The sequence below is a fragment of the Aliihoeflea sp. genome, assembly GCF_052435475.1.
Taxonomy (GTDB): Bacteria; Pseudomonadota; Alphaproteobacteria; order Rhizobiales; family Rhizobiaceae; genus Aliihoeflea.
The window spans coordinates 131,625-144,336 of record NZ_JBQVMV010000004.1 but is presented as its reverse complement, the minus strand read 5'-3'; the positions used below and the strand labels follow the sequence as shown (position 1 = coordinate 144,336).

The 12,712-nt window shown below is 64.7% G+C and carries 12 protein-coding genes; 2 read left to right on the top strand and 10 right to left on the bottom strand.

Annotation, left to right across the window (positions count from 1 at the left end; genetic code table 11):
* Positions 1 to 71: 71 nt before the first annotated feature.
* Both ACT6QU_RS07615 and ACT6QU_RS07610 read right to left on the bottom strand, forming a co-directional pair.
* The gene (locus ACT6QU_RS07615; RefSeq protein ID WP_444564028.1) at positions 72 to 914 is read right to left on the bottom strand and encodes an ureidoglycolate lyase; all 843 of its coding nucleotides are present in this window, start codon (positions 912 to 914) and stop codon (positions 72 to 74) included.
* Between the two features lie 22 nt (positions 915 to 936).
* Positions 937 to 1,668 (bottom strand): SDR family oxidoreductase, encoded by a 732-nt coding sequence (locus ACT6QU_RS07610; RefSeq protein ID WP_444564029.1) that lies wholly within the window; start codon positions 1,666 to 1,668, stop codon positions 937 to 939.
* A 190-nt stretch (positions 1,669 to 1,858) separates the two neighbouring features.
* Here ACT6QU_RS07610 and dgcN point away from each other — a divergent pair, with 190 nt between their 5' ends.
* The gene (gene dgcN / locus ACT6QU_RS07605; RefSeq protein WP_444564030.1) at positions 1,859 to 2,857 is read left to right on the top strand and encodes an N-acetyltransferase DgcN; all 999 of its coding nucleotides are present in this window, start codon (positions 1,859 to 1,861) and stop codon (positions 2,855 to 2,857) included.
* Here the strand turns inward: dgcN and ACT6QU_RS07600 are convergent, their stop codons facing one another.
* The 7 genes from ACT6QU_RS07600 to ACT6QU_RS07570 all read right to left on the bottom strand — a co-directional run bounded on the left by ACT6QU_RS07600 (position 2,858) and on the right by ACT6QU_RS07570 (position 9,648).
* Positions 2,858 to 3,151 carry a DUF1330 domain-containing protein gene (locus tag ACT6QU_RS07600; protein WP_444564031.1) on the bottom strand — a complete coding sequence of 98 codons (294 nt, stop codon included), beginning with the start codon at positions 3,149 to 3,151 and terminating at the stop codon, positions 2,858 to 2,860. It lies immediately after the preceding gene.
* A gap of 2 nt (positions 3,152 to 3,153) precedes the next feature.
* Complete coding sequence (pyrF, locus tag ACT6QU_RS07595; protein ID WP_444564032.1) at positions 3,154 to 3,855, bottom strand: orotidine-5'-phosphate decarboxylase; 702 nt, start codon at positions 3,853 to 3,855, stop codon at positions 3,154 to 3,156.
* Positions 3,852 to 4,445, bottom strand: coding sequence for an NADPH-dependent FMN reductase (locus ACT6QU_RS07590; RefSeq protein ID WP_444564033.1), 594 nt, complete (start codon positions 4,443 to 4,445; stop codon positions 3,852 to 3,854). The genes pyrF and ACT6QU_RS07590 overlap by 4 nt, the downstream gene beginning before the upstream one ends.
* Before the next feature lie 56 nt (positions 4,446 to 4,501).
* A complete protein-coding gene (gene pmtA, locus ACT6QU_RS07585) occupies positions 4,502 to 5,098 on the bottom strand; it encodes a phospholipid N-methyltransferase PmtA (protein ID WP_444564034.1) in 597 nt (198 codons plus the stop codon).
* 110 nt (positions 5,099 to 5,208) lie between these two features.
* Positions 5,209 to 6,336 (bottom strand): molecular chaperone DnaJ, encoded by a 1,128-nt coding sequence (dnaJ, locus tag ACT6QU_RS07580; RefSeq protein WP_444564039.1) that lies wholly within the window; start codon positions 6,334 to 6,336, stop codon positions 5,209 to 5,211.
* A 210-nt stretch (positions 6,337 to 6,546) separates the two neighbouring features.
* Positions 6,547 to 8,466 (bottom strand): molecular chaperone DnaK, encoded by a 1,920-nt coding sequence (gene dnaK, locus ACT6QU_RS07575; RefSeq protein WP_444836576.1) that lies wholly within the window; start codon positions 8,464 to 8,466, stop codon positions 6,547 to 6,549.
* A gap of 195 nt (positions 8,467 to 8,661) precedes the next feature.
* A complete protein-coding gene (locus ACT6QU_RS07570; RefSeq protein ID WP_444563564.1) occupies positions 8,662 to 9,648 on the bottom strand; it encodes a Gfo/Idh/MocA family protein in 987 nt (328 codons plus the stop codon).
* 72 nt (positions 9,649 to 9,720) lie between these two features.
* Here ACT6QU_RS07570 and ACT6QU_RS07565 point away from each other — a divergent pair, with 72 nt between their 5' ends.
* On the top strand, positions 9,721 to 10,305 hold the full coding sequence (locus ACT6QU_RS07565) for a cell wall hydrolase (RefSeq protein WP_444563563.1): 585 nt from the start codon (positions 9,721 to 9,723) through the stop codon (positions 10,303 to 10,305).
* Here ACT6QU_RS07565 and pheT read toward each other — a convergent pair whose 3' ends face one another.
* On the bottom strand, positions 10,306 to 12,711 hold the full coding sequence (pheT, locus tag ACT6QU_RS07560; protein WP_444563562.1) for a phenylalanine--tRNA ligase subunit beta: 2,406 nt from the start codon (positions 12,709 to 12,711) through the stop codon (positions 10,306 to 10,308). It abuts the gene before it with no gap.
* Position 12,712: the final 1 nt, after the last annotated feature.

Below are 12,712 nucleotides of genomic sequence, written 5' to 3'. Positions count from 1 at the left end.
CCAGGAGAAGCGGCGAAAAGGCCGGTGCATCCATGCGCCGGCCTTTTCATTCATGCGGGGTCTCGTCCCGGTCAGTCGGCCGCCGTCACCTGACGCTGCTCGCCCAGCCCCTCGATGCCGAGGCGCATCGTCTGGCCGGCCTTCAGATAAACCGGCGGCTTCTGGCCCATGCCGACGCCGGGCGGCGTGCCGGTGGCGATGATGTCGCCCGGGTGAAGCGTCATGAACTGCGAAAGGTAGGAGACGAGGTGGGCGACGCCGTAGACCATCGTCTTCGTCGAGCCGTCCTGGTAGCGGTGCCCGTCGACCTCCAGCCACATGCCAAGGTTCTGCGGATCGGCAATCTCATCGGCCGTCACCATCCACGGACCGATCGGCCCGAACGTGTCGCAGCACTTGCCCTTGTCCCAGGTGCCGTGGCGTTCGAGCTGGTATTCGCGTTCCGACACGTCATTGACGACGCAGTAGCCGGCAACATGCGAGAGTGCGTCAGCTTCCGACACGTATTTCGCCGTCTTGCCGATGACGATGCCGAGTTCGACCTCCCAATCCGTCTTCACGGACCCGCGCGGGATGCGAACCTCGTCGTTCGGCCCGACGATCGCCGAGCGCGGCTTCATAAACATGATCGGCTCCGGCGGAACCTTGGCACCGCTTTCGGCGGCGTGGTCGGCATAGTTGAGGCCGATGCAGATGAACTTGCCGACATCACCGACGCAGGGGCCGATTCGCGGATTGCCATCGACCTGCGGCAGGCTTGCCGGATCGATCTTGGCAAGGCTTTCAAGCCCCGACGGCGTCAGCGCGTCGCCCGAGATGTCGGCGATCTTGCCCGACAGGTCGCGGATGCGTCCATCCGCATCCAAAAGCCCCGGCTTCTCCTTCCCCGGCTCGCCATAGCGCAGCAATTTCATGCGTCGTTCCCTTCCCTGTTGTTCAAATCGCCCAGCCGCCATCGATCAGGTGGATCGCGCCGGTCGTATAGCTTGCCCCCGACAGATAGACGACGAGATCGGCGATCTCCTCGGCCGTTCCGATACGTCCGATCGGCTGGCGCGCGATGAAGGCTGTGCGCGCCGCCTCGTAGTCGCCCTGCGCCCTCAGCCTTTCGTGCAGCGAGGGGCTGTCCACCGTTCCCGGACAGATCGCGTTGCAGCGGATGCCTTGCGCCACATAGTCGGCCGCGACCGATTTCGTCAGGCCGATCACCGCCGCCTTGGAAGCGCTGTAGAGGCACCGGTTGGGCACGCCCTTCACGCTCGAAGCGACCGACGCCATGTTGATGATGCAGCCGTCGCGACGCTCCAGCATGCCCGGCAGCACCGCCTTGATCATGCGGATCTGCGCCTTGACGTTGAGCGCGAAGGCGAAGTCGAACTCGTCTTCCGTGCAATCGAGAACCGTGCCGGCATGGACCACGCCGGCGCAGTTGAACAGGATGTCGACTTGGCCGATCTCACCGGCCAGCGCCGTGATGGCATCCGGGTCGAGCACGTCCAGCCGACGCGCGGTAATCCGCGGCACGCCGTCGAACGATGCGAGCCCCTCGAGATTGATGTCGGTGGCGACGACAGTCGCGCCGGCCCGCGCCAGGGCGAGCGCGCTTGCATGGCCGATGCCCTGCCCAGCGGCCGTCACCAGCGCCGTTCGACCCGTCAGATCGATCATCGTGACCTCCCCTCCTGCTTTCCACCCTCGTAACATCGCAAGGAGGCGATGGAAACTGATAATTGGCAGCGCTGCCAAGGTGCGCAACGCCGGCCATGGCATGTCTGGCCCTAAAGCCGATCCGGTCTCGCCCTTGAGGCCTGCCCGGTGAGATGCGACAACGAGCCTGTCGCGAACCCCGAGGCCTGCAATGCTCAAGACCCCCTATCTCCTTTTCCTGGGCGAAGCGCCCGATCCACTGGCAGCCAAGGTCGCCAATGGCATCAAGGACTGGCGTCCCGACCTCTCGGTCGGCCAGTTCCGCATGGACGGCTGCAAGGCCGATCTCGGACTGACGGACATGACGATTGCCGAAGCGAAGGCCGCCGGCGCGAAGACACTCGTCATCGGCGCGGCCAATCGCGGCGGTGTCATCTCCAAAAGCTGGATCGCGGTGATGAAGGAAGCGATCGAGGCCGGCATGGACGTTGCGTCCGGCCTGCACGATCTTCTTGCCGAAGTGCTCGAACTCGTCGCAGCCGCCGAGCGCCACGGCACGAAGCTGATCGACGTGCGCATTCCGACAGTCGACTATCCGATCGCAAACGGCGTCAAGCGCACCGGCAAGCGGTGTCTCGCCGTCGGCACGGATTGCTCCGTCGGCAAGATGTACACGGCGCTCGCGATGGAAAAGGTCATGCGCGAGCGCGGCCTCAAGGCGACCTTCCGCGCCACAGGCCAGACCGGCATCCTGATCACCGGCGAGGGCGTGCCGCTCGACGCGGTGATCGCCGATTTCATGGCCGGGTCGATCGAGTGGCTGACGCCGGACAACGATGCCGACCACTGGGACCTGATCGAGGGACAGGGCAGCCTGTTTCACGCTTCCTATTCGGGCGTGACGCTGGCGCTGATCCATGGCGGCCAGCCCGATGCGCTGGTGCTCTGCCACGAACCGACGCGCGATCACATGCGCGGCCTTCCCGGCTACAAGCTGCCGTCGCTGGAAGCGCTGCGCGATCTCGCGCTGACCATGGCGAAGATGGTCAATCCCGACTGCAAGGTGGTCGGCATCTCGATCAACACCGCGGCGATGTCGGAGGCCGACGCCCGCGCCTATCTCACTGAGATCGAGGCACGACTGGGCCTCCCGGCGGTCGATCCATTCCGCGACGGCGCGGAACGGCTTGTCGAGGCGCTGGAGGGCTGATTAGCCCTCGTAACCTTCCATGATGGTCATCTCGGCATCCGCCACTTTCTGGCGGATCGCCTTCGCCGCCTGGTACTCGGCCGAATTGTAGCAGTCGAGCGCGTCCTTGATCGAGGCGAACTCGATGACGACGTTGCGGCCGCGACCCTTGCCCTCCATGGCGTGGTAGGTGCCGCCGCGCGCCAGGAACTTCGCGCCGTAGCGCTCGAAGGCCGGCTTGGCGGTCGACACGTAATCCTTGTAGCGCTCGGGATCGCGGACATCGACATGTGCGATCCAGTAACCCTTGGCCATGTTCATCTCCCTTGGATGGTCTTCATTTCATCGAGAATGACGCTCGCCGCGGCGCGGCGGTCGGATGCGGCGATGATGGGACGCGCGACGACCAGATGGCTCGCACCCGCGCGCAAGGCGTCGGCAGGCGTCACGACACGCTTCTGGTCGCCATGGTCGGCGCCGGCCGGGCGGATGCCGGGCGTGACCACTGCCATCGAAGGGCCGACGATACTGCGTACCCGAGCCGCCTCCGCAGCCGAGCAGACGATGCCGCCCATGCCGGCGTCACGCGCCTGTTCGGCGCGTCGGGCGACCAAAGTCTCGGGGTCTTCGCGATAGCCGGCCTCCGCGAGGTCGGCTGCGTCCATCGAGGTCAGGACCGTCACACCGAGAAGGGTGAGTTCGCTGCCGCGCGCCGCTGCCGCCGCTGCACGCATCGCCTTTGGGTAGGCATGCAACGTCAGCATGGTCACGCCCATCCTGACGATGTTCTCGACACCTTTCTCGACCGTGTGGTCGATGTCGAGCAGCTTCATGTCGAGGAAAACCTGTTTCCCTTCAGCGGCGAGGTCGCGGGCAAATTCCAGCCCCCCGGCGAAGACAAGCTGGTAACCGATCTTGTAGAAACCCACGATCCCATCGAGATCGCGCACAATCCGCTCGGCGTCAGCGATCGTCGGCATGTCGAGACCGACGATGAGGCGGGTGTCGATTGTCGTCATCTCATCCTCGGCGAGAGCAGGCGCGCGCGGTCGATCAAGGTGCGGCAGACATTTTCCATGGCCTTGCGCGTGCGCTCGTCCTTGAAGCGGCCATGTTCGTCGAACGCCTCGCCCGCCCGCGCGACGGAGCATTGCGGCGTGACGATCTCGACACCGCAATTCATCAGGACGGCGCGCAAATGGTAGAGCCCGCGAATGCCGGCGAAATTGCCGTCCGACGACGAGCAAAGCCCCGCGACCTTGCCCGCATAGGGCCGAAACGGCTTGCCACTGTCGGAATGGACGCGGCTGACCCAGTCGATGGCATTCTTCAGCAGAGGCGGGATCGAGGAATTGTATTCGGGGCTCGCGATCAGCAGCCCGTCATGAGCCGCGATCTGGCGCGCGAGCCGAAGCGCGTTTTCAGGAACGCCGTGCTCCCGCTCGAGATCCTGGTCGACGATCGGCATCGGGTAGTCGGCGAGCGAGAGGCGGGTGACGTCGGCGCCTTGTGCGCCGAGTTCGGATTGCGCCACGTCGGCCGTCTGGCCGCTATAGGCGCCGGTTCGGATCGAACCGGCGAAGACCAGGATTCTGGGTGCTGCCTGCATGCCGCCTCTCATCGCTGACAAGGCGATTAAAGCGCCCGTCGGTGCTTGTCAAAGTGTCAGGCGAGAGGACGTCGATAGAGCCAGAGCTGGCTGGGCGGGAAGTTGCGGAACACGAAATCGTGGTGTTCGACCGTATAGTTGCCGCGGCCGGGTGGAACCGGCGACTTTGGCCCGTAGCTGATCTGAACGATCGGGCGGCCGTATGGAATGCGCCTCAGCAGGTCTTCCACATAGGCGACGCGGTTCGGCACCGGGAAATTGAGAAGCGGCACGGCCGAGACGATCGAATCGAAGACCAGATCGCGCTTGTCGCCGAGCGTGGCATCGAGGTCGAAGGCGTCGCCCTCGATGATGTTGACCTCGGGAAACTCGGCTTCGAGATGTTCGACGAAATCGGCCGAATACTCGATCGAATAGAGGTCTTGCGGCGAAACGCCCCTCTCCAGGATCGCCTTGGTGATGACGCCGGTGCCGGGTCCGAGTTCGAGAACGGGCAGGCCTGATTCGGGATTTATGACCGAGGCCATGCGCCTTGCGGTGACAGAACTGGTCGGCAGCATGGCGCCGACGGCGCGCGGCTGGTCGATCCAGCCCTTGAGGAACTTCAGTTCTTCGTCGAAATGGCGCGTCAGCTTCTGCAGCCCGGTCTTCATCGCGGCGTCGTCCCTCCATTTGGCAGTGGCGGGAGACTACAGGCTAAGCGTGACCGAACAAGGACAATCATGTCGCTCACACGGGATCGTGTGTCGCAATTGCACTCAGCCTAGTTGCCGAACGATTCGAAGAAATCCTTCATGCGGCTGAAGAAACCGGAGGATTGCGGGCTGTTTTCGGTCGAGGACAGCTCCTCGAACTCCTCCAGCAATTCGCGCTGGCGCTTGGAAAGGCTCTGCGGCGTCTCGACCGCGACCTGAATGTAGAGATCGCCGACCTGGTTCTGGCGCAGGATGGGCATTCCCTTGCCCTTCATGCGGAACTGGCGGCCATGCTGGGTGCCCTCGGGCACCTTGACGCGCGTCTGCGTGCCATCGAGCGTCGCGACCTCGAATGCGCCGCCGAGCGCAGCCGTCGTCATCGAGATCGGCACCTTGCAGTAAAGATCCGCGCCGTCGCGCTGGAAGAATTCATGCGGCTTCAGCGACAGGAAGATGTAGAGGTCGCCGGACGGCCCACCCCGCAAACCGGCCTCGCCCTCGCCGGCAAGGCGAATGCGGGTGCCATCCTCGATGCCCGAAGGGATGTTGACGGAGAGTGCGCGCTCCTCGGTGACGCGGCCCTGGCCGGCGCATTTGCGGCACGGGTCCTGGATCGTCTGGCCGCGCCCCTGGCATTGCGGGCAGGTCCGTTCGACAGAGAAGAAACCGCCCGTCTGCGCCCGAACCCGGCCCGCGCCGCCGCACATCGAGCAGGTGACGGGCTGCGTGCCCGGCCGTGCGCCGGAGCCCGCGCATTCGTCGCAGGCCATGGAGGACGGCACCCTGATCTGGGCGGTCTTCCCGGCGAAGGCTTCCTCGAGCGTGACTTCCATATTGTAGCGCAGATCGGCGCCGCGATTGTTGGCGCCGCCGCGTCGGCGGCCGCCCATCATCTCTCCGAAGATGTCCTCGAAGATGTCGGCGAAACCGCCGGCCTGGCCGAAGCCCGCTCCACCACCGCCGAACCCGCCCTGTTCGAACGCGGCATGGCCGAAGCGATCATAGGCCGCGCGTTTCTGCGGGTCCTTCAGCGCTTCATAGGCTTCGTTGATGTCCTTGAACTTCTTCTCCGCCTCGTGATCGTCAGGATTGCGGTCGGGATGATACTGCATGGCCAGCTTGCGAAAGGCGACCTTCAATTCCTTCTCGTCAGCGCCCTTCTGCACTCCGAGGGTCTCGTAATAGTCGGCCTTCATGGTCATCCCTGGTTCAGTCTCACGATTGGGCGAAGGAATGGCGCGACCGCTTCGAAGCCGAAGCGCGGCGCCTAGTTGCCCGATTTAGGAAGCCTGCAGCCGGTATGCCATAGGCGGCGCCGTTCTCCATGCGCATTTCGGCAACAGCGCGCAGCTAAAAACGAAGAAACCCGGCGCACGGCCGGGTTTCCGCTTCGTCGGCCGATCAGGTCAGGCCGACTTCTTCTTGTCGTCGTTCTCGTCGATTTCCTCGAAGTCGGCGTCGACCACGTCCTCGCCGCTCTTCTGGGCATCGGCCTTGGCGTCGGCTTCAGCGGCTTCCGCCTGGCTGGCCTCGTACATGGCCTGTCCGAGCTTCATCGAGACTTCCGCCAGATGATTAGTCTTGGCGGTGATCGCCTCGGCATCGTCGCCTTCGGTCGCGCTGCGCAGGTCCGCAATCGCGTCCTCGATCGCCTTGCGGTCTTCGGCCGAGACCTTGTCGCCATAATCCTTCAGCGACTTCTCGGACGAGTGCAGCAGGCTTTCGGCCTGGTTCTTCGCCTCGACCGCGGCACGGCGCTTCTTGTCCGTGTCGGCATTGGCCTCGGCGTCCTTGACCATCTTCTCGATGTCGGCGTCGGACAGACCGCCCGACGCCTGAATGCGGATCTGGTGCTCCTTGCCGGTGCCCTTGTCCTTGGCCGAGACGTTGACGATGCCGTTGGCGTCGATGTCGAACGCGACCTCGATCTGCGGCACGCCGCGCGGTGCGGGCGGAATGCCGACGAGATCGAACTGGCCGAGCGCCTTGTTGTCGGCGGCCATCTCGCGCTCGCCCTGGAAGACGCGGATCGTCACGGCCGACTGGTTGTCCTCGGCCGTCGAGAAGGTCTGCGCCTTCTTGGTCGGGATCGTCGTATTGCGTTCGATCAGGCGCGTGAACACGCCGCCCAGCGTCTCGATGCCGAGCGACAGCGGGGTCACGTCGAGCAGCAGCACGTCCTTGACGTCGCCCTGCAGAACGCCGGCCTGGATCGCCGCGCCCATGGCAACGACTTCGTCCGGGTTGACGCCCTTGTGCGGCTCCTTGCCGAAGAACTGCTTCACGACCTCATGCACCTTGGGCATGCGCGTCATGCCGCCGACGAGGACGACCTCGTCGATCTCGCCCGCATTGAGCCCGGCATCCTTGAGCGCCGCCTTGCAGGGGCCGACGGTGCGCTGCACCAGATCGTCGACGAGGCTCTCGAACTTGGCGCGCGTGAGCTTCATCGTCAGGTGCTTCGGACCGGTCTGGTCAGCGGTGATGAAGGGCAAATTGATCTCGGTCTGCGCGGACGAAGACAGCTCGATCTTGGCCTTTTCGGCCGCTTCCTTCAGGCGCTGCAGGGCCAGCTTGTCGCCCTTCAGGTCGATGCCCTGTTCCTTCTTGAACTCCGCCGCCAGGTATTCGACGAGGCGCATGTCGAAATCCTCGCCGCCGAGGAAGGTGTCGCCATTGGTCGACTTCACCTCGAAGACGCCGTCGCCGATCTCGAGGATCGAGATGTCGAACGTGCCGCCGCCGAGATCGTAGACGGCGATGGTCTTGCCGTCCTTCTTGTCGAGGCCGTAGGCGAGCGCGGCCGCGGTCGGCTCGTTGATGATGCGCAGGACTTCAAGTCCGGCGATCTTGCCGGCGTCCTTGGTCGCCTGGCGCTGGGCGTCGTTGAAATAGGCCGGAACGGTGATGACGGCCTTCTCGACCTTCTCGCCGAGATAGGATTCGGCGGTTTCCTTCATCTTCTGAAGGATCATCGCGGAAATCTGCGAGGGAGAGTAATCGGTGTCGCCCGCCTTGACCCAGGCGTCGCCATTGGCGGCCTTGACGATCTTGTAGGGCACCATGCCCTTGTCCTTCTGCGTCGTCGGGTCGTCGAAGGTGCGGCCGATGAGGCGCTTGATCGCAAAAAGGGTGTTCTCGGGGTTCGTGACCGCCTGGCGCTTGGCCGGCTGGCCGACGAGGCGCTCGCCGTCACCGGTAAAGGCGACGATGGAGGGCGTCGTGCGCGCGCCTTCTGCGTTCTCGATCACCTTCGCGTCCTTGCCGTCCATGACGGCGACGCAGGAATTGGTCGTTCCAAGGTCGATACCGATTACTTTAGCCATTTTCTTTCTTCTCTCCGCTTAAGCAGGCCGTCTGGACCCAATGCGAGGCGTTCCGGACGACGGCCCCTGTTCGTTGGAAAATGCCGCGCCCGAACCTTTGCGAAGGCCCGGTGCGACCGTGCGGCGTATATAAGAAGGGGTCATTTTTGGCGCAAGTGACGCCGACCGGCGATTTTCGATACAGCGAGGTGATCCTCAGATTTTCGACCAGCCATCCGCTTTGCCGGCCTCGAATACGGCGTCGATCACCTTTTGATTGCAGACCGACTCCTCCAGCGTGAACACCCGGCCGTCGCCGCCGGATGCGACCCGCGCGAACTCCTCGACCTCGAGCCGGTATTGGCGGGTGCCGGGAAAGCGGAAGACGCGCGCCTCCACCCGCCGCTGGTCGTGCAGTTCGATCCGGTGATGATCGAAATCGCCGGCATTGAACGGCGCCTGGACCTGGATGAAGCCGTCCTCGCCGTGGAACACCATCTCCTGGCGCAATGCCATCTGCGTCGAACAGTAGAAGGACAGGTCGAACGTGCCGAAATCGGCAGTGACGTTCGCATAGATGTCGGTGCCGAAATCGCCGTCGCGCTCGACCGTCGCGCGCACGCGAAGCGGCTCGGTGACGGTCGCGATCCGCGTCGTGACGACGGGATAGACGCCGATGTCCAGCAGTGCGCCACCGCCAAGTTCGGGCTTGTTGCGCATGTTGCCGGGGTCGCGGTTGAAATAGGAGAACGCGCCCTGGACATGCCGCAGCCGTCCGATGGCGCCCGTCGCAATCAGCTCGCGGACCTTCATCCATTGCGGGTGGTAGAACACCATGAAGGCTTCGGAGATGACGACGTCGTTGCGGTCCCGCGCGTCGATCACTTGCTGGATATCGCTCGCCCGCAGCGCCAGCGGCTTTTCCACCAGCACATGCTTGCCGGCATCGGCCGCCTTGATCGCCCATTCCACGTGATCGGACGTCGGGAGCGGGATATAGACGCCATCCACCGTGTCGGAGGCGAGCAGCGCTTCGTATGAACCGAAGGCGTGCGGGGCGCCAAACCTTTGCGCGAGGGCGCGTGCGCGCGCCTCGTCGCGGCTGGCGATGGCAGCCAGAACGCCGTTTTCGGATTCGAGGATGGCCGGGATCACGTGATCGCGCGCGATCTTTGCCGTCGACAGGACGCCCCAGCGAAACATCGCATTCTCCTTTGCAGTCGGGAATAGACGCGAGCGCCTTTCGTTACCCTTCCGTTAACGGAGTGGGTCCTCATGCGAAACCGAAAAACGCTCGCGCTTGCCGCGCTGACCGCAATGCTTTTCCCGTTCAATCCCGCAGCGGCGAACCCTGCCTATCATGCCCGTGCCGCCGTCTCGGCGCTCGATATTCCGATTGCCAAGCGTCGGCCAACGGCTGACAGGACCTGTCTCGCCCAGGCCATCTATCACGAGGCACGCGGCGAAAGCGTCACCGGCCAGATCGCGGTCGCCCAGGTCATCATCAACCGCGTGAAGAGCCGCGCCTATCCCGATACGGTCTGCGGCGTCGTCTACCAGAACAGGCACCGGCGCAACGCCTGTCAGTTCTCGTTTGCGTGCGACGGCATCTCGGATCGTCCGCGCGAGAGCGCGACCTATGCGCAGTCGAAACAACTCGCCGGCGAGATCCTTTGCGGCTCGGATTGCACCGCGACGCGCAAACTGGTCCGCATGGCCACACTGACGGGTGCCGTCGCGCGTGCCACCCATTATCACGCGACCAGCGTGATGCCCTCCTGGGGCGCCCGCAAGACACGTCTGACCAGGATCGGCCGCCACATCTTCTACACCAGCCGACGCGTCACCAGGACGATGTGATCACGTCCTCAAGACACCGCCCGTGGTCTTCTCGACATTGGCGACGATTTTCGCGGCGAGCGCTTCGAAATCCTCGTCGGTGAGCGTGCGATCGGTCGGCTGGATCGCGACTTCGATGGCGATCGACTTCTTGCCCGAGCCCACGGATGCTCCCTCGAAAATGTCGAAGACACGCACGTCCGTCACGAGTTTCTTGTCGGCGCCGGCTGCCGCCTTGACGATGGAAGCCGCCTCGACGCCCAGGTCGACGACGAAGGCGAAATCGCGCTTCACGCCCTGGAAGGGCGAGAGATCGAGGCGCGGCTTGGTCCGCGTCGGCTTCGCCTTCGGCTCTGGGATCGCGTCGAGATAGATCTCGAAACCGGCCAGCGGCCCGCTCGCGTCGAGCGCTTCCAGTGTACGCGGGTGGAACTCGCCGAACGTGCCGAGCACGATCTTGGGCCCGAGCTTGATCGTGCCGGAACGTCCGGGATGATACCAGTCCGGCGCGCCGGCCTCGACCTGCAGCTTGTCCACCGGCGCGCCGGCAGCTTCCAGCGCCGCGAAGGCGTCGGCCTTGGCGTCGAAAACGCCGACGGCTCCGGCGCTGCCGGCCCAGTGACGGCCCTGTCCGTCGAGCTTCGCCGTGCCGCGCCGGATGCCGGCGGCGACGCGGCGCTGCTGGTCGGCGCCATCGCCGTCATAGATGCCGGAGACCTCGAACAGTGCGACGTCGCCCATGCCGCGATCGGCATTGCGCTGCGCGGCGGCGATCAGCCCCGGCAGGAGCGAGGGCCGCATGTCCGACATGTCGGCTGCGATCGGATTGGCGAGCTTGAGCGCCGGCTGGCCGCCGCCGAACAGTTTCGCGTGCGCCTCAGGGATGAACGACCAGGTGACCGCCTCCATCATGCCGCGCACGGCGAGCGCGCGCTTGGCCGAGCGGGTGCGGATCTGGATCGGCGTCAGCATCTTGCCGTTGACCGCGCCGAAGGTCGGCAGCGGCGCGGGTGCGATCCGGTCGACACCGTGAATACGCATCACTTCCTCGACGATGTCGGCCTTGCCGTCGACATCCGGCCGCCAGGACGGCACCGCAACCTGGATCGCATCGCCCTCGTCCTGCGGCGCGAAGCCGAGCCGGTCGAGGATCGAGATCGATTCGGTCTTCGCCACGTCGAGCCCGGTCAGGCGCTTGACCTCGGCAACCGGCATCGAGATGCGCTTGGCGTCATATCCCGCATAGCCGACGACTTCGGTCTCGCAGGGCGTTCCGCCGCAGATGTCGAGGACGAGCTGGGTCGCAAGCTCGATCCCCGGCACCATGAATTCGGGATCGACGCCGCGTTCGAAGCGATAGCGGGCGTCGGTGATGATGCCGAGTTCGCGGCCCGTGCGCGCGATGTTGAGCGGCGACCAGAGCGCGGATTCGATCAGGACGTCGGTCGTCGCCTCGTCGCAACCCGAATGCTCTCCGCCCATGACGCCGGCGATGGATTCGACGCCATTGTCGTCCGCGATGACGCACATCGAGGCGTTGAGCTCATATTCACGACCGTCGAGCGCGAGCACTTTCTCGCCGTCTTTCGCTGCACGCACCGTGAGGTTTCCGGCGACCTTGGCGGCGTCGAAGACGTGCAGCGGGCGGCCGCGATCGAAAGTCATGTAGTTGGTGATGTCGACCAGCGCGTTGATCGGGCGCAGACCGATCGCGATCAGACGCTGCTGCATCCATTTCGGTGACGCGCCGTTCGTCACGCCCTTGACGAGGCGCAGCGCGAAGCCGGGGCAAAGGTCGGGATCGGCGATCGACACCTTGACCGGCATCTCGCCCTGGCCGGCAACTGGAGCGACAGGCTGCGTCTTCAGCGTGCCGAGGCCGGAGGCGGCCAGGTCGCGCGCGATGCCGTAGACGCTGGTCGCGTCGGGCCGGTTCGGCGTCAAATTGATCTCGATCACCGGATCGTCGAGCTTTGCATAGGTCGCGAACGGCGTGCCGACCGGCGCATCGGCCGGCAGGTCGATGATGCCGTCATGCTCGTCGGAAAGCTGCAATTCGCGCTCCGAGCACATCATGCCGTGGCTCTCGACGCCGCGGATCTTTCCGACCGAAAGGGTCACGTCGATGCCAGGCACGTAGGAGCCGGGTGCGGCGAACGCTCCGACGAGGCCCTCGCGCGCATTGGGCGCGCCGCAGACGACCTGGATCGGCTTCCCGTCACCGGTGTCGACCATCAGCACACGCAATTTGTCGGCATCAGGGTGCTGGACCGCGCTCACCACCTTCGCGATCACGAACGGCTTCAGCGCCGCCTTATCGTCGACGGCCTCGACCTCGAGGCCGATCATGGTCAGCCGCTCACAGATCTCGGCCAGCGAGGCGTTCGTGTCGAGATGGTCCTTGAGCCAGGAAAGCGTGAATTTCATA

What these genes read in the sequence shown, in the direction of transcription:
- ACT6QU_RS07615 (WP_444564028.1), bottom strand. Translation starts at nt 914, where the DNA reads ATGAAATTGCTGCGCTATGGCGAGCCGGGGAAGGAGAAGCCGGGGCTT.
- ACT6QU_RS07610 (WP_444564029.1), bottom strand. Translation starts at nt 1,668, where the DNA reads ATGATCGATCTGACGGGTCGAACGGCGCTGGTGACGGCCGCTGGGCAG.
- dgcN (WP_444564030.1), top strand. Translation starts at nt 1,859, where the DNA reads ATGCTCAAGACCCCCTATCTCCTTTTCCTGGGCGAAGCGCCCGATCCA.
- ACT6QU_RS07600 (WP_444564031.1), bottom strand. Translation starts at nt 3,151, where the DNA reads ATGGCCAAGGGTTACTGGATCGCACATGTCGATGTCCGCGATCCCGAG.
- pyrF (WP_444564032.1), bottom strand. Translation starts at nt 3,855, where the DNA reads ATGACGACAATCGACACCCGCCTCATCGTCGGTCTCGACATGCCGACG.
- ACT6QU_RS07590 (WP_444564033.1), bottom strand. Translation starts at nt 4,445, where the DNA reads ATGCAGGCAGCACCCAGAATCCTGGTCTTCGCCGGTTCGATCCGAACC.
- pmtA (WP_444564034.1), bottom strand. Translation starts at nt 5,098, where the DNA reads ATGAAGACCGGGCTGCAGAAGCTGACGCGCCATTTCGACGAAGAACTG.
- dnaJ (WP_444564039.1), bottom strand. Translation starts at nt 6,336, where the DNA reads ATGAAGGCCGACTATTACGAGACCCTCGGAGTGCAGAAGGGCGCTGAC.
- dnaK (WP_444836576.1), bottom strand. Translation starts at nt 8,466, where the DNA reads ATGGCTAAAGTAATCGGTATCGACCTTGGAACGACCAATTCCTGCGTC.
- ACT6QU_RS07570 (WP_444563564.1), bottom strand. Translation starts at nt 9,648, where the DNA reads ATGTTTCGCTGGGGCGTCCTGTCGACGGCAAAGATCGCGCGCGATCAC.
- ACT6QU_RS07565 (WP_444563563.1), top strand. Translation starts at nt 9,721, where the DNA reads ATGCGAAACCGAAAAACGCTCGCGCTTGCCGCGCTGACCGCAATGCTT.
- pheT (WP_444563562.1), bottom strand. Translation starts at nt 12,711, where the DNA reads ATGAAATTCACGCTTTCCTGGCTCAAGGACCATCTCGACACGAACGCC.